This window comes from Streptomyces xingningensis (genome assembly GCF_054957865.1).
Window position 1 is genome coordinate 12308 of sequence record NZ_JBDJPF010000068.1, and the last position, 21595, is coordinate 33902.

General features: G+C 70.3%; 20 protein-coding genes. 11 read left to right on the forward strand and 9 right to left on the reverse strand.

The features are described 5' to 3' along the window. Window positions 1-14 precede the first annotated feature (14 nt). From ABCR83_RS27460 to ABCR83_RS27475, 4 genes are all read left to right on the forward strand, one after another. Complete coding sequence (locus ABCR83_RS27460; RefSeq protein WP_462697899.1) at window positions 15-956, forward strand: ROK family protein; 942 nt, start codon at window positions 15-17, stop codon at window positions 954-956. Further along, entirely contained in the window at window positions 956-2128 is a 1173-nt protein-coding gene (gene nagA / locus ABCR83_RS27465) for an N-acetylglucosamine-6-phosphate deacetylase (RefSeq protein WP_462697900.1), read from the forward strand. Before ABCR83_RS27460 ends, nagA begins: the two co-directional genes overlap by 1 nt. Window positions 2129-2239: 111 nt before the next feature. Then, window positions 2240-3160, forward strand: coding sequence for a 1-phosphofructokinase family hexose kinase (locus ABCR83_RS27470; protein WP_462697901.1), 921 nt, complete (start codon window positions 2240-2242; stop codon window positions 3158-3160). Window positions 3161-3226: 66 nt separating this feature from the next. Next, the gene (locus tag ABCR83_RS27475; RefSeq protein ID WP_462697902.1) at window positions 3227-4081 is read left to right on the forward strand and encodes a class II fructose-bisphosphate aldolase; all 855 of its coding nucleotides are present in this window, start codon (window positions 3227-3229) and stop codon (window positions 4079-4081) included. A gap of 558 nt (window positions 4082-4639) precedes the next feature. On the opposite strand, the gene ABCR83_RS27480 is transcribed toward ABCR83_RS27475, so the two are convergent. Both ABCR83_RS27480 and cdgB read right to left on the reverse strand, forming a co-directional pair. Then, window positions 4640-5647, reverse strand: a complete 1008-nt coding sequence (locus ABCR83_RS27480) for a carbohydrate-binding protein (RefSeq protein WP_462697903.1) — start codon at window positions 5645-5647, stop codon at window positions 4640-4642. Window positions 5648-5801: 154 nt separating this feature from the next. Continuing rightward, window positions 5802-7529: a diguanylate cyclase CdgB gene (cdgB, locus tag ABCR83_RS27485; RefSeq protein WP_462697904.1), complete on the reverse strand. Its 1728-nt coding sequence runs from the start codon at window positions 7527-7529 to the stop codon at window positions 5802-5804. Window positions 7530-7909: 380 nt separating this feature from the next. Between cdgB and ABCR83_RS27490 the strand changes: the two genes are divergently transcribed. After that, window positions 7910-8437 (forward strand): flavin reductase family protein, encoded by a 528-nt coding sequence (locus ABCR83_RS27490; protein WP_462697922.1) that lies wholly within the window; start codon window positions 7910-7912, stop codon window positions 8435-8437. A gap of 13 nt (window positions 8438-8450) precedes the next feature. On the opposite strand, the gene arfB is transcribed toward ABCR83_RS27490, so the two are convergent. Continuing rightward, window positions 8451-8888: an alternative ribosome rescue aminoacyl-tRNA hydrolase ArfB gene (gene arfB, locus ABCR83_RS27495; RefSeq protein WP_462697905.1), complete on the reverse strand. Its 438-nt coding sequence runs from the start codon at window positions 8886-8888 to the stop codon at window positions 8451-8453. Between the two features lie 259 nt (window positions 8889-9147). Here arfB and ABCR83_RS27500 point away from each other — a divergent pair, with 259 nt between their 5' ends. Beyond that, window positions 9148-9723, forward strand: a complete 576-nt coding sequence (locus tag ABCR83_RS27500; protein WP_462697906.1) for a TerD family protein — start codon at window positions 9148-9150, stop codon at window positions 9721-9723. Here the strand turns inward: ABCR83_RS27500 and ABCR83_RS27505 are convergent. Further along, window positions 9713-9871 (reverse strand): hypothetical protein, encoded by a 159-nt coding sequence (locus ABCR83_RS27505; RefSeq protein ID WP_462697907.1) that lies wholly within the window; start codon window positions 9869-9871, stop codon window positions 9713-9715. The two genes, ABCR83_RS27500 and ABCR83_RS27505, sit on opposite strands and share 11 nt — an antisense overlap. A 59-nt stretch (window positions 9872-9930) precedes the next feature. Then, complete coding sequence (locus tag ABCR83_RS27510) at window positions 9931-11094, reverse strand: serine hydrolase domain-containing protein (protein WP_462697908.1); 1164 nt, start codon at window positions 11092-11094, stop codon at window positions 9931-9933. A gap of 225 nt (window positions 11095-11319) precedes the next feature. Between ABCR83_RS27510 and ABCR83_RS27515 the strand changes: the two genes are divergently transcribed. Further along, entirely contained in the window at window positions 11320-11508 is a 189-nt protein-coding gene (locus ABCR83_RS27515) for an antitoxin (protein ID WP_462697909.1), read from the forward strand. An 18-nt stretch (window positions 11509-11526) separates the two neighbouring features. On the opposite strand, the gene ABCR83_RS27520 is transcribed toward ABCR83_RS27515, so the two are convergent. Continuing rightward, window positions 11527-12084: a GNAT family N-acetyltransferase gene (locus ABCR83_RS27520; RefSeq protein WP_462697910.1), complete on the reverse strand. Its 558-nt coding sequence runs from the start codon at window positions 12082-12084 to the stop codon at window positions 11527-11529. A gap of 250 nt (window positions 12085-12334) precedes the next feature. Between ABCR83_RS27520 and ABCR83_RS27525 the strand changes: the two genes are divergently transcribed. The 3 genes from ABCR83_RS27525 to ABCR83_RS27535 all read left to right on the forward strand — a co-directional run bounded on the left by ABCR83_RS27525 (window position 12335) and on the right by ABCR83_RS27535 (window position 16187). Then, window positions 12335-13990, forward strand: coding sequence for a M4 family metallopeptidase (locus ABCR83_RS27525; protein WP_462697911.1), 1656 nt, complete (start codon window positions 12335-12337; stop codon window positions 13988-13990). A gap of 102 nt (window positions 13991-14092) precedes the next feature. Then, the gene (locus ABCR83_RS27530; protein WP_462697912.1) at window positions 14093-14590 is read left to right on the forward strand and encodes a hypothetical protein; all 498 of its coding nucleotides are present in this window, start codon (window positions 14093-14095) and stop codon (window positions 14588-14590) included. Window positions 14591-14648: 58 nt separating this feature from the next. After that, window positions 14649-16187: an MFS transporter gene (locus ABCR83_RS27535; protein WP_462697913.1), complete on the forward strand. Its 1539-nt coding sequence runs from the start codon at window positions 14649-14651 to the stop codon at window positions 16185-16187. Between the two features lie 34 nt (window positions 16188-16221). On the opposite strand, the gene ABCR83_RS27540 is transcribed toward ABCR83_RS27535, so the two are convergent. Continuing rightward, window positions 16222-17346: an aminopeptidase P family protein gene (locus ABCR83_RS27540; RefSeq protein ID WP_462697914.1), complete on the reverse strand. Its 1125-nt coding sequence runs from the start codon at window positions 17344-17346 to the stop codon at window positions 16222-16224. 233 nt (window positions 17347-17579) lie between these two features. On the opposite strand from ABCR83_RS27540, the gene ABCR83_RS27545 reads away from it, so the two are divergent. Then, entirely contained in the window at window positions 17580-19742 is a 2163-nt protein-coding gene (locus ABCR83_RS27545) for an MMPL family transporter (RefSeq protein WP_462697915.1), read from the forward strand. 134 nt (window positions 19743-19876) lie between these two features. On the opposite strand, the gene ABCR83_RS27550 is transcribed toward ABCR83_RS27545, so the two are convergent. Both ABCR83_RS27550 and ABCR83_RS27555 read right to left on the reverse strand, forming a co-directional pair. Further along, on the reverse strand, window positions 19877-20788 hold the full coding sequence (locus ABCR83_RS27550) for an EamA family transporter (protein ID WP_462697916.1): 912 nt from the start codon (window positions 20786-20788) through the stop codon (window positions 19877-19879). Between the two features lie 357 nt (window positions 20789-21145). Next, a complete protein-coding gene (locus tag ABCR83_RS27555) occupies window positions 21146-21562 on the reverse strand; it encodes an NUDIX domain-containing protein (protein ID WP_462697917.1) in 417 nt (138 codons plus the stop codon). Window positions 21563-21595 lie beyond the last annotated feature (33 nt).

The following is a 21595-nucleotide window of genomic DNA, read 5'->3' on the forward strand; positions in this document are numbered from 1 at the left end:
GCGACACTGTCCGCGTGAAACACGTCATCGCCCTGGACGTAGGCGGCACGGCCATCAAGGCAGCCCTGGTCGACCAGAACAACACCCTGCGGTACGAGACCCGGCGCGCCACCGCACGCGAGAAAGGCCCCGAGGCCGTGGTCGACGGCATCCTCGACCTCGCCACCGAGCTCCGGGCACTCGGCAGCAGCCGCCTCGGCAGCGCCCCCGCCGCCGTCGGCATAGCCGTTCCCGGCATCGTCGACACCGCCACCGGCACCGCCGTCTACGCCGCCAACCTCGGCTGGCGCGACGTCCCCCTCCGGGAGGCGCTCACCCGGCGGCTGGGCGGAATCCCCACCGCCCTCGGCCACGACGTCCGCACCGGCGGCCTGGCCGAGGGCCGCATCGGCGCCGGCCGGGGCGCCGACCGTTTCCTCTTCCTCCCCCTCGGCACCGGCATCGCCGGGGCCATCGGCATCGACGGCCGCATCGAGGAGGGCGCCCACGGCTACGCGGGCGAGATCGGCCACATCACCATCCGCCCCGGCGGCGAACCCTGCGGCTGCGGTGGCCGCGGCTGTCTGGAGACCCTCGCCTCCGCCTCCGCCGTCAGCCGCGCCTGGGCCCGGGCCACCGGCGACCCGGCCGCCGACGCCGCCGGCTGCGCCAAGGCGGTCGAATCCGGCGACCCCCGCGCACAGGCCGTCTGGCAGGAGGCCGTGGACGCCCTCGCCGACGGCCTCGTCATCGGCCTCACCCTGCTGGACCCCCGTACGCTGATCATCGGCGGCGGGCTCGCCGAAGCCGGGGAGACCCTGTTCAGGCCGCTGCGCACGGCCGTCGCGGAACGCCTCACGTTCCAGAAGATGCCCCTCATCGTCCCGGCGGCCCTCGGGGACACCGCCGGTTGCCTGGGCGCCGGTCTGCTCGCCTGGGACCTGCTCGCCATGGAATCCACGGAGGTAACCGCCTGATGGTCGAACGAACGGTTCTCACCGGCGCCCGGGTGGTGCTGCCGACCGGAGTGGCCGAGCACGGGCGCCTCACCGTCGAGGACGGCCGCATCGCGGCCGACCGGCCCGGGCACGCCCCGGCACCCTCCCCGGCGCCCTCTCTGGACCTGACCGGCCACTGGATCGTCCCCGGCTTCGTCGACATGCATGTGCACGGCGGCGGCGGCGCGTCCTTCTCCTCCGGCGACCCCGAGGAGGCACTCACCGCCATCCGCGCGCACCGCGCCCACGGCACCACCACGATGGTCGCCTCCACCGTCACCGGCGACCTGGACGACCTCGCCCGCCAGGCGGCCGCCCTCGCCGAGCTGACCCAGCAGGGCGAACTGGCGGGCGTCCACTTCGAGGGCCCGTTCATCTCCCCGCACCGCTGCGGCGCACACCAGCCGGAGCTGCTGCGCGACCCGGACCCGGCGGATGTGCGCAAGCTGGTCGACGCCGCACACGGCACGGCCCGCATGATGACCCTGGCCCCGGAGCTCCCCGGCGGCCTGGAGTCCGTCCGGATGCTCGCCGACCATGGCGTGATCGCGGCCGTCGGCCACACCGACTCCTCCTATGCGGCGACCCTCGACGCCATCGAGGCGGGCGCCACCGTCGCCACCCACCTCTTCAACGCGATGCCGTCACTCCTGCACCGCGCCCCGGGTCCGATCGCCGCCCTGCTGGAGGACGAGCGGGTCACCGTCGAGCTGATCAACGACGGTACGCACCTCCACCCGTCCGTCCTGGAGCTGGCCTTCGCCCGCGCGGGCGCGGACCGGGTCGCGTTCATCACCGACGCCATGGGCGCGGCGGGCATGAGCGACGGCATGTACGCGCTCGGCCCGATGAGCGTCGAGGTCAAGGACGCCGTGGCCCGGATCGCCGACGGCCCGACGGCCGGTTCGATCGCGGGCTCCACGCTGACCCTGGACACCGCCTTCCACCGCGCGGTGACCATCGACCGGCTGTCCGTCGAGGACGCCGTACGGGCCCTGTCCGCGAACCCGGCCCGCCTGCTGGGCGTCGACGACCGGGTCGGCTCGCTGGAGCCCGGCAAGGACGCCGACCTGGTGGTGCTCGACGATTCGTATGCGCTGACCGGCGTGATGCGCAAGGGGAAATGGCTGGTCCATCCAGAAGTGCGGTGATTCTTCCCGTGGTTGCACAAAGGCGGCAGGTCCGGAGGTCTGGGCCTGCCGCTGCTGTTTTGGCATGATCGCTCGCGCAATCTTCCGCACCGGTCGTACGAAGGGGCGCAGTTGATCCTCACCGTCACGCTCAACGCCGCGCTCGACCTGACCTACCGCGTCCCGCGGTTGCGCCCATACGCCTCGCACCGGGTCACCCAGGTGCTGGAACGCGCGGGCGGCAAGGGCCTGAACGTGGCCCGCGTCCTGGCGGCGCTGGGGCACGACACCACGGTCACCGGCTTCGCGGGCGGCGCGACGGGCGAGTCCCTGCGGCGGCTCCTGGCCCGGACCGCGCCGACCGTCACGGACGCGCTGGTCCCGATCGCGGGCCCCACCCGCCGCACGGTCGGCGTCGTCGACGCCGGCACCGGCGACACCACCCAGCTCAATGAGCCCGGCCCGGAGGTCGGTTCCGCCGAATGGGCCGCCTTCCTGGATCGCTACTCGCACCTGCTGGGCACCGCCGAGGCGGTGGCCCTGTGCGGCAGCCTGCCGCCCGGGGTGCCGGTCGGGGCGTACGCCCAGCTGGTCCGCGAGGCCCGCGCACGGCGGGTGCCCGTGCTGCTGGACACCAGCGGGGAGCCGTTGCGCCGCGGTGTCGCCGCCCGGCCGGACGTGGTCAAGCCGAACGCGTCCGAACTGGCCGAGCTCACGGGTTCGACGGACCCCCTGCAGGCCGCGCTCGACGCGCGGCGGCGGGGCGCGCACGCGGTGGTCGCGTCCCTGGGCCCGGACGGCATGCTCGCCGTCACTCCGGACGGCAGCTGGCAGGCGGCCCCGCCCGCCCCCGTCACGGGCAACCCAACGGGGGCGGGCGACTCGGCCGTCGCGGGCCTGCTGTCCGGCTGGACGGACGGCCTGCTCTGGCCGGACCGGCTGGCCCGGGCGGTGGCCCTGTCCTGCGCGACCGTACGGGCGCCCGCGGCGGGCGAGTTCGACGCCGGGGCGTACGAGGCGGTACGGGCCCGGGTGAAGGTCACGGCGGCATGAGGGGTGCCCCTGCGTCAGCCGAGCTCGCCGCTGTCTCCGCCGCCCACGCACAGAAAGCCGGGAAGCATGCTCGTCCACACCCGTGACCTCATCCGCGACCACGCCGTGGCCGCCTTCAATGTCATCACCGTGGAACACGCCGAGGCCATCGCCGGCGGCGCCGAAGCCGCAAACACCCCCGCCATCCTCCAAATCTCCGAAAACGCCGTGAAGTTCCACGGCGGCAACCTCACCCCCCTGGCCACCGCGACCGCCGCCGTGGCCCGCGCCTCAACCGCCCGTCTCGCCCTCCATCTCGACCACATCGAGACCATCGACCTACTCCATGCCGCCCACGCCCACGACTTCAGCTCGGCCATGTTCGACGCCTCCAAACTCCCCTACGCCGAAAACGTCAAGGCAACGGCGGCAGCTGCCCGTTGGGCCCATGAACGCGACCTCTGCCTGGAGGCCGAACTGGGCCGCATCGGCGGCAAGGCGGGCGACGCCCACACCCCCGGCATCCGCACCGACCCCGCCGAGGCCGCCGCCTTTGTCGCCGAAACCGGCGTCGACGCCCTCGCCGTGGCGGTCGGCAGCACCCACGCCATGACCGAACGCACCGCGACCCTCGACCACACCCTGATCGCGGCCCTCCGCGAGGCGGTGCCCGTCCCCCTGGTCCTGCACGGCTCCTCCGGCGTCCCGGACCATGACCTCCGCCGCGCGGTGACCTCCGGGATCACCAAGATCAACGTAGGCACGGCCCTCAACACGGCCTGCACCGGCGCCATCCGCGCCTTCCTGGAGGCCCACCCCTCCGCCGTCGACCCGCGCAGGTACCTGGCCCCCGCACGCGAGGCGATGGCGGCGACGGTGGAACGCTTCCTCCGGGTGACCACATCCGGGAGGGACTCGCGCAACGGTGCCGACACCCGCTAGCGTGGGAGCGGCTTCGGTGCGTACCGGTTATGCATTATGCGCAGCGAGGGCCAACTGGAAGAGTTTTGACCGTCAGTCCTCAGTGTCGCGGAGGAATGGCCAGCACCACCCCTTCGCACCCAGCACAACGCAGTTGCCCATAGCAAGGAGAGGCCCTCGCCACGGACCGACATCCGCAGCGAGGGCCAACTGTAAGTCGGCGGTTTTGGTCGCCAGTCCTCACCTGTTCGGAGGACTGGCGGTCACCGCCCCCTGCACCACCTCCCCAACTCCCGGATCACAGCTACGATCCGTTTGCCCAGGGACTTCTTGGCGTGCAAGGGCCTCTTACAGTGACGCCCCACGGGCGCCCCCCTTCGCGGGATGCGACCAAGATGCCGGTGGCCGCGCCGGAGGGAGCCCGGATCGGGACACCCTGGCCGAGTAGCCCGAAGACAGGCCCTCGAGAAGGGGGGCGCGCTCGAAGCGCTACCGAGAACGTTACTCGGCCTCACTGCCAAGTAAGCACCAAATGCGACAAGTTGACCGAACTTGTCGCTTACCGAACGCGACCGCGCTCTACTGCACTTGCCCCGGCTTCAGCTGCAACTGGTCAAGGTTGAACTGGCTGCCCTGCCCGCATGACAGCTTGATCACATTGGTACCGCTGTCCAGCTGGACAAAGTTGTAGGTGTGCGTCCAGCCATTTGCCCAGTCACCACTCGCCGCATGTGAATGGTTCTTCAACTTCACCGGGTAGTCGAGCGCCTTCCCATTGACCGAGAGCGTGGCAGTGGTGTCCGTGCCCGGCACCCCGTAGTTCACAAACACCGTGTAATCACCGGCCCGTGGGACATCCACCTTCCACTCAACGGTCCCACCAGGCCTCATGCTTACGTAGGTGCCGCCGTCAGCGTTGGCGCCCTTTACATCCTTTGCAGTGGTCGCGCCACCGCTCAGCTTCAGGGTCGCGGCATCCCGCTTCAACTCCCCTTCGGCCGAAGGGTTCTTGCTGGCGTCCGAACCCTTCTTCTTGTCCTTGGACTTGTCGCTCGGCGGCGGGCTCGGCTTGTTGGTTCCGTCCGCCGTGTTGACCTTGTTGCTCTTGCTGTCCGAGTCATCATTGGTCAGCATGGCGGCGCCAATGCCGCCCGCCACGACCAGCACCACGGCTATCGCCCCTATCAGCAGCCCCCGCCGCTTGGGCCGACCGCCGTCGTGAACCGGACCGCCCCCACCGGGCATCGGCTGGCGGGGCGCGCCGCCCGGCAGCGTCTCGGGTGCCGCGTAGTGCGGGGCGGGCTGGTGCCCCGGCATGGGCTGGTGGCCCGGCATCGGCTGGTGCCCGCCGTAGGTACCGCCGGGGGCCTGGCCGCCGTACGTACCACCGCCCTGCGGGGCTCCGTACTGGCGCGAGCCCACCGGGCGGACCTGGTTGTAGGACGTGCGGGGGACGCCCGGCTGTGGTGCGGCCGTACCGCCGTCGGCGCCGCCCTCGCCGTCTTCCGAGCGGTACAGGTAGGCGAACGGGTCGTCGTCCTCCGGCTTGCCCGCGCCACCGGCGCCACCGTTGTTACCGGCCGTCATCCCCTGTCACTCCCCATGATGGTGTGCCCGTCGGCACCCGCGCTGTGCGCGCCCGGCCCGCGGTTGTCGAGGCCGGTTCGGCCACCGCGGCGGGCGGCGGTGCCGCATCGGCGAAGCGTACCCGAGCGGGGCGGGCCACGCCGTGGCCCGGCCCTCAGCCCGCTCTCCGGCCGGTCTTCGCCCGGGACCGCTTCTCGACGTACATCCGCTGGTCCGCCGAGCGCAACACCTCGTCGGCCGACATGCCGCAGCCCGCCCAGCCGATGCCAAAGCTGGCCCCCACCCGGACGGCCCGCCCGTCCACCCGTATCGGCGGGATGATGCCGCTGCGCAGCCGCACCGCGAGGTCCTCCGCGTCCGCCCGGCCCAGCCCGTCGGCGAGCACCACGAACTCGTCGCCGCCCAGCCGGGCCACGGTGTCGCCGTCGCGCACGCCCTCGGTCAGCCGCCGGGCGACCTCGACCAGCACGGCGTCGCCCGCGTGGTGGCCGAACCGGTCGTTGATCGACTTGAATCCGTCGAGGTCGCAGAAGAGGACGGCGAGGCCCTTGGTGTCCTCGTCGCTGTCCTCGTCGAGCGGAATGGCGTGCACATGCCGGTCGTATCCGCTCTCGACGCGGGGGCCGTGGTCGCCGTATTCGTCGGCGAGCGGCTCCGGTGCGTAGTCCGGCACCCCGTCGGCTCCGAAGCCATGGCCGGACTCCGGGTCGGCGAGCAGGCTCGTCGCCCCGGCGAAGCCGTCCAGGCGGCCGAAGGGCGAGAGGACGGCCGCCGAGGCGTGTGCCTCGCCGCCGGGCCGCCGGGTACACAGCCGGCTGCCCAGCCGGGCGCGCAGCTCGGCGCTGTTGGGCAGGCCGGTCAGCGAGTCATGGCTGGCGCGGTGGGCGAGCTGGAGCTCATGGCGCTTGCGCTCCTCGATGTCCTCGACATGGGTGAGCAGAAAACGGGGGCCGTCGGCGGCGTCGGCGACCACCGAGTTGCGCAGGGACACCCAGATATAGCTGTCGTCCCGCCGCCGCAGGCGCAACTCGGCGCGGCCGCCCTCGGCGGAGGTGCGCAGCAGGGTGCCGATGTCCTCGGGGTGGACGAGATCCGAGAGGGAGTAACGGCGCATCTGGGAGGCGGACCGGCCGAGCAGCCGGCAGAGCGCATCATTGGCCCGGTGCAGCCGGCCGTGCTGGTCTCCGCCCATTTCGGCGATGGCCATGCCGCTGGGCGCGTATTCAAAGGCCTGCCGGAAGCTCTCCTCGCTGGCCCGCAGCGCCTGTTGCTCGCGTTCCAAACGGACCAAAGCGCGCTGCATATTTGCACGGAGCCGGGCGTTGCTGATCGCAACCGCGGCCTGGAACGCATACATCTGCAAAGCCTCGCGGCCCCAGGCGCCGGGCCTGCGGCCGCTGCGCGGTTTGTCGACGGAAAGCACGCCGAGCAGCTCGCCGCCCCCGGAACCGGCCGTGTACATCGGGGCGAACAGCCGGTCCATGGGGTGCCACTCGTCGGGGAAGCGCGGGGCGGGGCCCGTGGTGCGCCACTGCGGGACGTCGTCCTCGTCGAGGACCCAGCCCTCGGTGTACGGGATGAAGCGCAGGTCACCCCAGCGGTCACCCATGGCGAGCCGCCGCTCCCAGGACACCCGCGAGCCGACCCGGCCGGCCAGGAACGCCTCGGCGCTCGCGCTGCCCGCCACAGCGGCGACCACCAGATCGCCGTCCGGTCGCACCAGGTTGACGGCCGCCAGCTCATAGCCGAGCCCGGCCACCACGCCGTCGGCGACGGTCTGCAAGGTGTCCGCGAGGCTGCGCGCGGTGTTCAGGTCCGCGACGGCCTGGTGAACCTGCCGCAAGGTCGCCAGGCGTACATACGGTTCCGACTCGGACTCCATAGCTCGCTCTCCCCCGAGACCTCGACAGCTACTCCAGATTTTCTTGTTGTCCGCTTACCACGCCACTGAATCACAGTGAGCTGACAACTCGGTACACAGGGTCAACAATTAGCGCCCGCTGTGAGTCATGTCACAGGGTGTGACAAAGCGCCCACCATCCGTCTTTGAGTGCGCTCTTACGCTTGCTAAACGCAAATTGAACGGTCCGAGAAGAACCTTGTCTGTCTCCCGTGTTTCCCTGCGCGAAATTGCGCAGGGAAACACGGGATGACGGACAGGCCTAGGACCAATACCAGAACCGGCCTGGTCCCGCAGCCCGATGCGCCTCCTCGGACGGGCCGGATAGCGTGCTCCGCGTGTTCGAGACGACTTCGCCCACCATGACCGGCATAGCGCATCCTGAAGGGGTGACAGCCGATGATTTCCGTGCCGCCCTCGCCCGCCTCGCCGCGGGCGTCGTGCTGGTGACCGCGCACGACCCGGACGACGGTCCGCGCGGCGAGGACGTCGGCATGACGGCGACGGCCTTCCTGTCGGTGTCGCTCGATCCACCACTGGTGCTGGTGAGCGTGCGCAACGACTCCCGGATGGACGACCTGCTGGCGCGCCACCCGCTCTGGGCGGTGTCCGTGCTCTCCGAGAGCCAGCGGCACATCGCCGGGCGCTTCGCCATGAAGGGCCGCATCAGCGACCGGTTGCTCTTTGAGGACATCCCCTGTGAGCGCGGCGAGGCCTCCGGCGCCCCCCTGGTCAGGGGCGCACTGGCGGTGCTCGAGTGCCGCACCGAACAGCGGGTCGAGGCGGGCGACCACACCCTGGTCATCGGCCGGGTCCTGACGGCCGCCGCTCCCGGCACGGAGAGCGGCCCGCTGGCCTACTTCCGCGGCCGCTACCGCCGGCTGGCCTGAGGCGCCCGGGAGTTCAGTGCCAGTCCCGGCCGGACCGGCCGCGCTTGGTGTCGGCCCGCTGCTTCTTCTCCCGCAGCCGCCGCTCGTTGATGCCGCGCGGAATCCTCGTCGGCCTCCTGGGCCGCGGCGGCGGTGCCGTCGCCTCGGCCAGCAGCGCCGCGAGCCGTACCGCCGCCGTCTCACGGTTGCGCCACTGCGAGCGGTGTTCCGACGCCCGTACGGTCACCACCCCGCCCGCCAGCCGACCGGCCAGCCGCTCCAGCGCGCGCTCCTTCCACACCGGAGGCAGCGCATCCGTGGCAGCGAGGTCGAAGCGCAGCTCCACCTGGCTGTCGCTGGTGTTCACATGCTGGCCGCCCGGCCCGGAGGAGCGCGAGAAACGCCACTGGAGCTCGGCCTCCGGGAGGGAGACGGAGCCGCGGATGACGTAGGGACCGGACATGACACCCATGGTCCCTCCCCATCGCTCCCCCCGTCACCTCGTTTTGCCGGGCCTGGAGCCGACCCCGCATCAGAAACCAGTACTGCGCCTTCCCGGGGGACAACCCCCGGACCCCCGGCCGCAACCGCGGGTCACCGGGGTTTCCCTGACCGACATCGCGAGGGAATCGTCGGCAAAGAAAGTAAAGAAAGCTGGAACCTCCCCGTCCCCATCTGGCGTTGTGGGGAATGAAAGACGGCTCGAGCCCGACAAGAAAGGGATCACTCCCATGCCTGTAAGCCTGTCCAAGGGTGGCAACGTCTCCCTCACCAAGGAGGCCCCGGGCCTGACGGCCGTCACCGTCGGCCTCGGCTGGGATGTCCGCACCACCACGGGCACGGACTTCGACCTCGACGCGAGCGCGATCGCCGTGAACCAGAGCGGCAAGGTCTACTCCGACGGCCACTTCGTGTTCTTCAACAACAAGCAGACCCCGGACCAGTCCATCGTCCACACCGGCGACAACACCACCGGCCAGGGCGACGGCGACGACGAGCAGATCAAGGTCAACCTCGCCGCCCTCCCGGCCGATGTCGACAAGATCGTCTTCCCGGTCTCCATCTATGACGCCGAGGCCCGTGCACAGAACTTCGGCCAGGTGCGCAACGCCTATATCCGCATCGTCAACCAGGCCGGCGAAGCCGAGATAGCCCGCTACGACCTGAGCGAGGACGCCGCCACCGAGACCGCCATGGTCTTCGGCGAGCTCTACCGCAATGGCGCGGAGTGGAAGTTCCGTGCGGTGGGCCAGGGTTATGCCTCGGGCCTGGTGGGCATCGCGCAGGATTTCGGGGTCAACGTCTGAGGTCGTTCGCTCCCCAGTGGGTCGGCCCCTCCGGGGGCCGGCCCTGCCGCTTCCCGCCGGCCGAGTCGCCGGACGAACCACCGGCGAGCGGGACCTCTTTGATCAGGCAGGCGGCCAGGAGGGCGAGCAGGGTCAGCGCGATGGTCACGAGGAACACCAGGCCGACGCCGTCGGCAACGGCCGCGGGGTAACCGGGGCCGCCCGGACCTACTTGGAGCAGAGCGCCGCGTCGAGGAAGCGCCCGACGGCGGCGTCGGCCGCGGCCGTCTTGGTGCGGTCCCGGTTGACGGCGAGCGTGACCTGCCGCTTGCCGTCGGCCGTGGTGAAGCTGAGGGTGTTGAAGCCGGGGACGCTCCCGCTGTGGCCCCAGGCCCGCTCGACGCCAGGGCCGCAGATGCGGCGGCCCTCCAGCCCCAGCCCATACGAGCGGTCGTCGCCGAAGTCCGACATCTGGTGCATCTGCTTCAACAGGGGTGCGGGCAGCAGCTTTCCGTCCGACAGCGCGCGGTAGAAGGTGTTGAGGTCATGGGTGGTGGAGATCAGCGCACCGGCGGCCCCCCAGGCCGAGGGGTCGATGCCGGTGAGGTCCGTGGGGCCGTCACCGGTGTACCACTCATAGCCCTGCAGGTGCCGTCCGGGTATCCGCGCGCCGGTCGGGAAGGAGGTGTCCCTGAGATGCAGCGGACGGATGATCCGCCGGGTGATCTCATCCCCGATGTGGTACCCGGTGGTGCGCTCCACCAGCAGCCCCAGGACCGCGTAGTTGGTGTTGGAGTAGGCGAAGGTGCCCTTGTCCTTGAGTCCCTTCGCGGTGGCCGTCGCGATCAGCTCGCGCGGGGTGTGGGTGGTGGACCGCAGCTTCTGGATCGCGGCCGCCTCGGACCCCGCCTCCTCGATCATCACCCGGAGGTAGTCCCTGAGTCCGCTGGTGTGATTGAGCAGTTGCCGCACCGTGATGGGGTCGCCGTGCGCACCGGCCGGCACCAGACCGGGCAGCCGGCGCTCGACCGGATCGTCCAGCCCGATCTTCTTCTCCGCCACCAGCTGCAGCACGACCGTGGCGACGAAACTCTTGGTGGTGCTCCCCGCCCGGAACCGGTCACCGGCCGCCGGGCGGCGGGTGCCGTCCAGATCGGCCACCCCGCCGGTCCCCCGCCAGACGCCGTGCCCGTCGCGCACCTCGGCCACCGCGCCGGGCACCCCCTCGGCCACCACCAGGTTCAGGGCCCGCTGGAGGGCGGCCCGGTGCCGGGCCGGATCGGCGGTGTCCGCCCGGGGCGCGGCGGCGACGGCGGGTGCCGCCACCGAGGCCAGCGCCGCGGCGGCGAGCAGCGCGGTGACGGCGGTGGTGGATCTGCGGTGAGCACGCATGGGGAACGGGCCTTTCGATCGGCACTGGTTGAGGTGCGATCAAGGTAGGCCGCCGGGACCGCCGCGCTGATCAAGCGCAGGGAGGAGCCGGCCCCTTGACCGCCCCCGACCCGTCCCTTACTGGACCTGGCCGGACCGGCCGGGAGCGCGTCAGGGTTCCTGAGATGCGGAAGCGGACGAATACGGCGATCCTGACTGCGTCAGGCGTTCACAAGGAGGACAGCCATGTCCATGCTCGACAAGCTCAAGGGCCTGCTCAAGGGCCATGAGGACCAGGCCCGCCAGGGCGTCGACAAGGCCGGCGACGCGTTCAACGAGAAGACCGGCAACAAGTACGGCGAACAGGTCGACACCGCCAAGCAGAAGCTCGACGAGCAACTCGGCAACCGTCCGCCCACCGACGACCAGCCCTAGGGTGTGTCCTGGTGATCGTCACCACAGCCGGTCGATCTCGCCCGGGTAGAGCTCGATGCGGCTGTGCCGGAAGGCCTCCGCGTCCCGCCTCGCCCGCGCCGTGAAGAAACCGGCCAGAGTGATCTTGTCAAAGCCGGGCCCATCGCTGGGGAAGGGATTCCGCGGCGTTCCGCCGATCAGGACGGCACCGTCCAGAACCTGCCAGCCGGCGCTCTCATAGAAGCCCCGCAGCGGACGGGCACAGGTGAACAGGCCCACATCCGCACCGCTCCGCGCGATCACCTCACGGGCGGCGGCCACCAGCCGCCGCCCGTATCCCTTGCCCCGGTGTGCCTCGTCCGTGACGACCGCGCTCAGCCCGGCGGCCCGATAGACACGGCCGCCATGGGTGATGTCCTTGGACAGGACGTCCAGCGCCGCCACCACCGCTCCCCGCGGTGAGACGAGCACCATCGAGACCGGCCGCAATGCGGGGTCGTGCCCGCCACCGTCCGGCCATGCCCGATCGCGGAGCGTCTGTGCCCGGGCCCGGAGGTCCGCCGGTATCCGGTCTTCCGCAAATGTCCTGACCTGCATGCATTCCCCTCTCGGTGTCCCCTCCGCAGGCTGGTGGCGGTGGGGGGCTTTGCCTGCTCCGGGCCGAATGATGACCACCCGTAGCCTCAACTGAGCCTTGCCTAAACCGGTTTTGGCAACACCGGCTGGAATTCGCCCCCTTTCGAAGAACACCCGATCACATCCTTGTTGCGCCCCTGTCAAAGATGCTCAATTCCTGGCACGCTCTCCTCGATTCGCTCCTGCACCCCTCGTGCATCAGCAGGCCGTCATGGCCACGGGTGCCGAACCCCCCTCAGAGGAGACAGAGTTGAGAAGCATCACCCCCACCTCCCGCAAGACCGTCCTCAGCGCCGCGGCACTGGTCGCATCGGCCGCCATGGTGGCCGTCGGGATGCAGACCGGCACGGCGAGCGCCTCGGCCGACCGGGACAGCGGGCTGCCGCTCGCCCTCTCCGCGGAGCAGCGGGCCGACGCCATCAAGGACGCGCAGGGCGAAGCGGCCGGCACCGCCGGGAAGATCGGCCTCGGCGGCCAGGAGAAGCTGATCGTCCGCGATGTCGTCAAGGACGCGGACGGCACGGTGCACACCCGTTATGAGCGCACCTATGACGGACTGCCCGTGCTCGGCGGCGACTTGGTCGTGCACCAGGAGAAGAACGGCTCGCGCAGCGTCACCAAGGCGACCGACGCGACCATATCCGTGCCCACCACCCATGCCTCGCTGGCGCCCTCCGACGCCCGCAAGAGCGCACTGAGCGCGGCCGCCGCCGAGAAGACCGCCAAGGCCGAGGCGGGCCAGGCCCCGCGCAAGGTGATCTGGGCCGCGCAGGGCAAGCCGGTGCTGGCGTACGAGACCGTGGTCACCGGTGTGCAGAAGGACGGCACCCCGAGCGAGCTGCATGTGGTCACCGACGCGGCGACCGGCAAGAAGCTCTTCCAGCAAGAGGCCATCGAGACCGGCACCGGCACCAGCACCTACAGCGGCAAGGTGCCGCTGGACACCACCAAGTCCGGCTCGCAGTACCAGCTCAATGACGGCAAGCGCGGCGGCCACAAGACCTACGACCTCAACGGGGGCTCGTCCGGCACGGGTTCGCTGTTCACCAACCGGACCGACACCTGGGGCGGCGGCCGGCAGAGCGCGGGCGTCGACGCTCACTATGGTGCGGCCGTGACCTGGGACTTCTACAAGAATGTGCTGGGCCGCACCGGCATCCGCGGGGACGGCAAGGCCGCCTACTCGCGGGTCCACTACGGCAACCAGTACGTCAACGCCTTCTGGTCGGACTCCTGCTTCTGCATGACCTACGGCGATGGGCGCAACAACAGCCACCCGCTGACCTCGATCGACGTGGCCGCCCATGAGATGAGCCACGGGGTCACCGCCGCCACGGCCAGGCTGAACTACAGCGGCGAGTCGGGCGGCCTCAACGAGGCGACCAGCGACATCTTCGGCAAGTCGGTGGAGTTCTACGCCAAGAACCCGGCCAGCCCGGGCAATTACTTCGTCGGCCGGCAGATCGACATCTCCGGCAACGGCAAGCCGCTGCGCTACATGGACCAGCCGAGCAAGGACGGCCGGTCCAAGGACTACTGGGCGTCCAACATCGGTGGCATCGACGTCCACTACTCCTCCGGCCCCGCCAACCACTTCTTCTACCTGCTGTCCGAGGGCAGCGGGACGAAGACCGTCAACGGCTTCACCTACAACAGCCCCACCGCCGACGGCTCCAAACTGGCCGGCATCGGCCGGGACAAGGCCGAGCGCATCTGGTACAAGGCCCTGACCACGCAGTTCACCTCCACCACCAACTACGCCAAGGCCCGTACCGGCACCCTGGCCGCCACCGCCTCGCTCTACGGCAAGAACAGCAAGGAGTACAAGGCGGTCGCCGCGACCTGGACCGCCATCAACGTCAAGTGACCCGGAGCTGACACCCCCCACCCGGTGAACCGCCGGTGCCCCCGGCCCCGCGCCGGGGGCACCGGCGCGGGCCGCCGGCCGGACCGTGACACCATCGAAGGTGTGATCGACCTCGGCTACTCGCTCTCGCGACGCTTCCCCGACCCGCCCCAGACGGACTACCGCACCGCCGATGTGCGGGCGCTGCGGCACGACCTGTTCTGCGGGGACGTCTACCTCGCCGATGTGAAGGCCGACCGGGAACTGTCCACAGCCTGGGGATGGGTACCCGTACTGGACTTCGCCTGGGCCCTGTGCGACATCGCCGAACAGCTCGACCGCGACCCCCGGGGCAACCGCTCGGCGACCCCCCGCTTCGCGGAGCTGGACTTCACCGAGTCCACCGACTGTCTGCTCTTCGAGCGCCGCTTCGGCTGGGTCGAGGTCACCGCCGACTGGGTCCCGGCGGACGAGCCCCCGCTCACCTTCAACCATGGCGCGCTGCGCCGCGAGGCCCGCGACTTCCTGCACGATCTGATCGCGGACCTGGCGGACCTGCACGAGGGGCTCGCCGGCAACCCGGTGATCTGGGACCTGCAGAGCCGCCTTCCACGGGTGTGATCCGGCCCGTCCGGCCGCCCGACAGGCAGCCCCCACCCACCCCGCCTACGCTGAGGACATGAGCCGGACCGGCGCAGAACCGCCTGCGGCGGACCCCCGCCGCTGGTGGGGACTGGTCTTTATCGCGCTCGCCCAGCTGATGGTCGTGCTCGACGCGACCATCGTGAACATCGCCCTGCCCTCCGCCCAGCGCGACCTGCACATGTCGGACGGCAACCGGCAGTGGGTGATCACCGCCTATACCCTCGCCTTCGGCGGCCTGCTGCTGCTCGGTGGCCGCATCGCCGACCTGGTCGGCCGCAAGCGGACGTTCCTGGCCGGCCTGGCCGGCTTCGCCGTCGCCTCGGCCCTGGGCGGCGCGTCCACCACCGACTGGCACCTGTTCGGCGCCCGCGCCCTCCAGGGCGCCTTCGCCGCGCTGCTGGCCCCCTCCGCACTGTCGTTGCTGACGACGACCTTCGGCGACCCCCGGGAACGCGGCAAGGCATTCGGCGTCTACAGCGGCATCGCCGGCGCGGGCTCGGCGATCGGGCTGATCGCGGGCGGCCTGCTGACCGAGTACCTGGACTGGCGCTGGTGCATGTATGTGAACGCCCCGATCGCCGTGGCGGCCTTCCTCGGCGGGCTCTGGATGCTGCACGACCACCGCCCGGCCCGGCGGCCGCGCCTGGACGCCCCCGGCGTCCTGCTGGCCTGCGCGGGGCTGGTCGCCATCGTCTACGGATGCAGCGAGGCGGAGCCGCGCGGCTGGAGCAGCCCCACCGTCCTCGGGCTGCTCTGCGGCGGGGTGGCGCTGCTGAGCGCGTTCGGCTGGTGGCAGACCAGGGCGGCCAGTCCCCTGCTGCCGCCGCGCATCGTGCGTGACCGCAACCGCGCCGGGGCGTTCCTGTCGCTGGCCCTGTCCGTCATGGCCATGTTTGGGATGTTCCTGTATATGACCTATTACTTCCAGGGCATCCTCGGCTACCGCCCGGTCACCGCCGGTCTGGCGTTCCTGCCGCTGTCCGCCACCATCATCCTGACCTCGACCCAGATCTCGTCCCGGCTGCTCGGCCGGCTGCCGCCGCGCATGATGATCACGCCGGGCGCCATCTGCTCGGCCGCCGGACTGTTCCTGCTGACCTTTCTGCCGGTCAAGGCGTCGTATGTCGCGCATGTCCTGCCCTCCGCGATCCTCTTCGGCCTGGGCATGGGGCTGATGTTCGTCGCCGTGATGGACACCGCCACCCGGGGAGTGGCCCCCGATGACTCCGGCATCACCTCCGCCACCGTCAACACCTCCCAGCAGGTGGGCGGTTCGATCGGCACGGCGCTGCTCAACACCATCGCCGCCTCCACCGCCGCCGGCTATACCGCCACCCGGCTGAAGGGCACGGCCGTCACCGGCGGGATCACTCCGGCCGTCCGGGCGGCCATCACCAAGGACGGTGTCCTGCACGGCTTTCACGTCGGGCTGGCCTGGGGCTCGGGGATCATGCTGCTCGCGGCGGCCGCCGCCTGGCTGCTGATCAACGCCCCCGCCCCGAAGCACCGGGAGCCGGTCCGGAGCGAGGCCGCCGCCCCGGCATACGACGCCCACCGCATGCGGTCGGTGTGAACCGGAACCGGCAGGAAACCGGCTCGGCGGCCGCTCAGGAGACGATCCGCAGCTCCCGGCCCGTGTTGTTCAGCCGCCGGGCCCCCGACTCCGTACAGACGACGATGTCCTCGATGCGGACGCCGAACCGGCCCGGCAGATAGATCCCCGGCTCGATCGAGAAGCTCATCCCCGGCGCCAGCGTCAGATGCTCGCCCTCCACCAGGTACGGCGGCTCATGGGTGGTGACCCCGATGCCATGGCCGGTGCGGTGGATGAAGTACTCGCCATAGCCGTCCCGGACGATGACCTGCCGCGCCACCCGGTCGATCTCCTGACAGGCCACCCCCGGCCGCACGGCCTCAAACGCCGCCTGCTGCGCCTCCCGCACCAGGTCGTGGACCTTGCGCTCCTCGGCGGTCGGTTCGCCGACATGGACCGTGCGGGTGGTGTCGGAGCCATAGCCGTCCAGCAGCCCGCCGAAGTCCAGGACGACCATGTCGCCGTCCTCGATCACCCGCTCCCCCGCCTCATGGTGCGGGTTGGCACCATTGGGGCCGGAACCCACGATGGTGAAGTCCACCTGGCCATGGCCGTGTTCGCGCAGCAGCCGGGCCAGGTCCGCGGCGACCTCGCTCTCCCGGCGCCCGGCGAAGGGCAGCCGCACGATCTGCTCGAAGGTGGCGTCCGCCGCGGCCCCCGCCGCCGCCAGCCGCTCCACCTCATGGGCGTCCTTCACCGCCCGCAGCAGCGGCAGGGCCTCGGTGAACGCTCCATAGGTGACCGCGGGCCGCGACCGTTGCAGGGCCAGCAGATGCATCGCCCAGGCGTTGTCGGAGATCCCATAACGGCCGTGCGGGTCCAGCAGCCCGGCGAGGACGGCGTGCGGATCCTCGCCGTCCCGCCAGCCGGTGACGGTCAACGCCCGGGCACCCGGCGCCCGTTCGGCATCGGGGCGCTCCAGCTCGGGCACCACCAGCCGGGGCCGGCCGCCGGGGACCAGCAGCAGCGCCGTCAGCCGCTCGGTCACGGGGGGACGGTATCCGCACAGCCAGACCAGATCGGGGCCCGGCGCGACGATCAGCCCCGCCATCCCCTCCTGGGCGGCGGACCGGGCGGCGCGGTCCATCCGGGCCGCATAATACTCGGGAGCACCAGCTTCAACAGCAGCGTCGGTCATGGGGGCAGAGTAATGCGGATGCAGTCGGCCGGCAGGAATTCCTCTACCTGACGGTTGAGGGGACCTCCTCCCCAGGGAGGAGGGTTGCCCCACCTCAGGGTCGATTTCCCCCTGATCTGCAGGGTAATTCGTTGCGTCCGCATAAAGACACTGCCTAGCGTGGCCCTGCCCGCAAGTAACTTTCGCATGCCGTCGAGCCGCACGGACCATCACCCGAGGGGGACCCCACCACCATGTTCCGACGAATAGGTCGGTTCGCCGTCTATCGACCCTGGATCACGATCGGCTGCTGGATCATTGCGGCCGTGGCCCTTGCCGTACTGGCCCCGGGGCTGAAGTCCACCACGGACGAGACCGAGTTCCTGCCCTCCCACTATGAGGCCGTGCAGGCGGGCAAGCTCCAGGAGAAGGCGTTCCCCAAGACCGACACCTCAGCGGCGACCGTTGTGTTCCAGCGGTCCGACGGCGGCAAACTCGACACCACCGACCGGCGCGACGTCGTCAAGGTGACCACCGCCCTCCACGACAAGCACTACAAGAAGATCGCCAAGGTGACGACCACCCCCCAGGCCGTCTCCCCCAATGGCGAGGTCGCGCTCGCCAACATTGTCTCCACCGACAAGAACTCCTACGACAAGGACCTGTCCAGTTCCATCAAGGACTTGCGCAAGGACGGCAAGTCCCTGCTGAACGGCACCCACTTGAAGATGGGTGTCACCGGTTCGGCGGCCACCAACCTCGACTCGTCGGAATCGTCCAAGGACACCGACGGCATGGTGATGATGGCGACGCTGGGCCTCATCATCGTGCTGCTGGCCTTCATCTTCCGCAGCCCGCTGATAGCCATCCTGCCGGTGATCATCATCGGCATCGTCTCAACGGTGGCCACCGGCCTCATCGGCACCGCGGCCTCGATCGGCGGGCTCAAGACCGACCCCTCGATCTCCGCGATCCTCATCGTGGTGCTCTTCGGTGTCGGCACCGACTACATCCTGTTCCTGCTCTTCCGCTACCGCGAACAGCTGCGGACCGGGCAGACGCCCAAGGAAGCCCTGGTCGAATCCGTGGCCAGGGTGGGTGAGACCATCGCCTCCGCCGCGGGCGCCGTCATCGTCGCCTTCCTCGCCCTGCTGCTGTCCACCCTGGCCCTGATGCGAGCCTGGGGCCCCTCGCTCGCCATCTCCGTCGGGGTGACCCTGATCGCCGCGCTCACCCTGGTGCCCGCGGTCTTCTCCCTCCTCGGCACCAAGGCCTTCTGGCCGTCCAAGGCATGGAAGAAGCAGCCGAAGAACCGTCTGGCGAACAGCGTGGGCGGCATGGTCTCGCGCCGCCCCGGCCTGGTCGCGGTCCTCTCCACCGGAGTGCTCGCGGTGCTCGCCATCGGGGCCTTCGGCTTCAACCCCGACTTCAACACCAATAGCCAGCTCCCGAAGAAGCTCGAGTCCGTGCAGGCCATGAAGGACCTGCAGCGCGGATTCTCGGCCGGCCAGTCGGACCCGGCCCTGGTCTTCCTCGAGTCCAAGGACGGCGCACGCCTCGACCGGAGCGAACTCAAGGCATACGGCGGCAAGCTCGCAGCCGTCGACGGCGTCGCCAAGGTCTCCGACGCGGTCCCCAATGGGGACGGTTCGGTGGCCCAGTACAGCGTCGTCCTCAAGTACGAGGCGACCGACAAGAGGGCCATCACGATCGCGGGCGGCGACCTGCGCGAGAACGCGCACAGTGCGGCCCCCCAGGGCACCCAGGCCTACGTCGGCGGCACCTCATCCGTACTCGCCGACATCAAGAGCGCCGTGAACCACGACTACAAGGTGGTCTTCCCGGTGGCCGGCCTGGCCATCATGATCATCCTGGCGCTGTTGCTGCGCAGCCTGGTCGCCCCCATCTACCTCATGATCGCTGTTGCCCTGGGCTTCGGCGCCACCCTCGGCGCGTCCGTCTGGGTCTTCCAGGACATGCAGGGCAAGGAGGGCATGCTGTTCATGCTGCCGGTGATCATGTACCTCTTTGTGGTGGCCATCGGCACCGACTACAACATCCTGATGGTCGCCCGACTACGCGAAGAGGTCCGCCGGGGCATCCCGCCCCGCGAGGCGATCCGGACGGCGGTCGCCCGCTCCACCCCGACCGTCGCCTCCGCGGCGATCATCCTGGCCGGCTCCTTCGGCGTGCTGATGGTCTCCGAGAACTCCATGCTCCAGCAGATGGGCTTCGCGGTCGCCTTCGGCATCCTGCTCACCGCCTTCATCATGGCGATGCTCATGGTCCCGACGATCACCGCCCTGCTGGGCCACAAGGCCTGGTGGCCCGGCCACCAGGACGCCCCCCAAGCCCCGTCGCCCACGGCCACCGTCGGCGACACCTCGTGGCGCGAGGGCGAGCAGGTACGCACCTGACCGGCCCGGCCGCATAGGACACGAGAGCCGCAGACCCACCCGGGTCTGCGGCTCTCGCCACTTACCGCGGAAGCCGTACCCGCCACCTGAACCGCCGCCGGTACTCCGTCGGTGTCGTGTTCAGGCGGCGGCGGTCAGGCGTCCGGGCGGGCGCCGCGGGTGGCGCCCGCCGATGCGCCGACCACGCACAGCACCGCGATCCACTGCGACCACTGCAGCGACTCCTGGAGCACGATGAGGCCGATGAGGGCCGCCACCGCCGGTTCGAGGCTCATCAGGATGCCGAACACCCGCGGTGGGATCTTGCGCAGTGCTTCCAGATCCAGCGAGTACGGAATCACCGACGACAACAGTGCCAGGCCGAGCCCCACAGCCAGGACCCACGGCTGAATCAGCGCCGTCCCGCTGTCGGCCACGCCGAGTGGCACAACCACCAGTGCCGCGACGGCCATTCCCAGAGCCAGCCCATTGCCTTCCGTGGTGTGACGGCCCAGCGCCGCGCCGACCAGGATGTACAGACCCCAGCACGTCCCCGCGGCGAGGGCGAACAGAAGACCGACAAGGTTGAGGTCGCCGCGCCCCTCCATCAGCAGGACCACGCCGCCTGCCGCGAGCACGGTCCAGAAAGCGTCCAGCCATCGCCTGGACCCGGCCAGGGCCACCGCCAGCGGCCCGAGGAACTCCACGGTCACCGCGATCCCCAGCGGGAGCCGGGCCAGCGCCAGGTAGAAGCACAGGTTCATCAAGCCGAGAATCACGCCATAGCCGAGCACCACTGTCCACGCGCGACGATTCATGCGCAGTGACGGCCGCCACAACACCATCAGCACCGCCGCCGCGAAGAACAGTCGCAAGGCGACTGTTCCAAAGCTGCCCACCGCGCCGAACAGATCCTTGGCCAATGCCGAGCCCACCTGAACGCTGACAATGCCGAGCAGTACCAGCGCCGTTGGCGGGATCGCACCGAAGGTACGTCCGGCCGACCCGGCCGGGGAGGACCGGGGGGACGGGACGCGCTCGGTCTTGTCAACGTTCGAGGTGGCCACGCGTGGAGTATCGGCAATCGGGCGCCGGGCGTCCCAATGATTTTCCCGGCGGCCGAGTTCCTGGGCCATCCCGGGGCAGCCGACCCCGATCACCAAGAAAGCCCAGGCCGGCGCATAACCGACCCGGGCTTCCACAGAGCCGCCTGTCGGACTCGAACCGACGACCTACGCTTTACAAGTTCCCTTGGCCCCGTCCGGCTGGTGCCGGGCGGGGTCAGCCACGTCCTTCCGGTGCAGGTCGCGGGTGTGAGCGGTGCCGCTGGTGCCGGTCTCTGCTGCCCCGTCCGAAGGCGTCCGGGCTCACTCCGGGCGCACCTTTCAGCGACCGGGCCACCCAGTTGGTGGCCACCTGCGGTGTCACCTCGTCCTCTCGTGCTGTTCGATGACGTCCCTGGCCCATGCGGCCATGACGAGCCGGGGAATCGTGGCGGCGGGGAACCAGTGGAGCATGACACCCTCGGTGAGCGGGAGGGCGTCGGCGTCGCCGTCCCAGCAGGCCGCGAAGACCGTGGCCCGTCCCTTCCGCCCGTGCGGGCCGTAGACCGGCACCACGGCGTACTGCTTCAGCTCGGGCAGGACGAGCCCGGCTTCTTCCTTCAGCTCCCGGGCGATGGCGTCTTCGGGCGCTTCGTCATTGCTGTCGCGGTTCCCGCCGATCAGGGACCAGGTGCCCGGGTCGCAGATGCCGGGGATGTTGTCTCTCAAATGCAGCAAGTACTCGCCCCGCCCATTGACGATCAGCGCGGCCGTGCCCTTCGGCTCTTGCACCGTCACTCGCCTCTCCTCGCTCCGTTGGGCCGCCTTGCT

Coding starts and splice junctions, on each gene's coding strand:
- nagA (WP_462697900.1), top strand. CDS start 956: ATGGTCGAACGAACGGTTCTCACCGGCGCCCGGGTGGTGCTGCCGACC.
- ABCR83_RS27475 (WP_462697902.1), top strand. CDS start 3,227: ATGCTCGTCCACACCCGTGACCTCATCCGCGACCACGCCGTGGCCGCC.
- ABCR83_RS27480 (WP_462697903.1), bottom strand. CDS start 5,647: ATGACGGCCGGTAACAACGGTGGCGCCGGTGGCGCGGGCAAGCCGGAG.
- cdgB (WP_462697904.1), bottom strand. CDS start 7,529: ATGGAGTCCGAGTCGGAACCGTATGTACGCCTGGCGACCTTGCGGCAG.
- ABCR83_RS27490 (WP_462697922.1), top strand. CDS start 7,910: ATGACCGGCATAGCGCATCCTGAAGGGGTGACAGCCGATGATTTCCGT.
- arfB (WP_462697905.1), bottom strand. CDS start 8,888: ATGGGTGTCATGTCCGGTCCCTACGTCATCCGCGGCTCCGTCTCCCTC.
- ABCR83_RS27500 (WP_462697906.1), top strand. CDS start 9,148: ATGCCTGTAAGCCTGTCCAAGGGTGGCAACGTCTCCCTCACCAAGGAG.
- ABCR83_RS27510 (WP_462697908.1), bottom strand. CDS start 11,094: ATGCGTGCTCACCGCAGATCCACCACCGCCGTCACCGCGCTGCTCGCC.
- ABCR83_RS27515 (WP_462697909.1), top strand. CDS start 11,320: ATGTCCATGCTCGACAAGCTCAAGGGCCTGCTCAAGGGCCATGAGGAC.
- ABCR83_RS27520 (WP_462697910.1), bottom strand. CDS start 12,084: ATGCAGGTCAGGACATTTGCGGAAGACCGGATACCGGCGGACCTCCGG.
- ABCR83_RS27525 (WP_462697911.1), top strand. CDS start 12,335: ATGGCCACGGGTGCCGAACCCCCCTCAGAGGAGACAGAGTTGAGAAGC.
- ABCR83_RS27535 (WP_462697913.1), top strand. CDS start 14,649: ATGAGCCGGACCGGCGCAGAACCGCCTGCGGCGGACCCCCGCCGCTGG.
- ABCR83_RS27540 (WP_462697914.1), bottom strand. CDS start 17,346: ATGACCGACGCTGCTGTTGAAGCTGGTGCTCCCGAGTATTATGCGGCC.
- ABCR83_RS27545 (WP_462697915.1), top strand. CDS start 17,580: ATGTTCCGACGAATAGGTCGGTTCGCCGTCTATCGACCCTGGATCACG.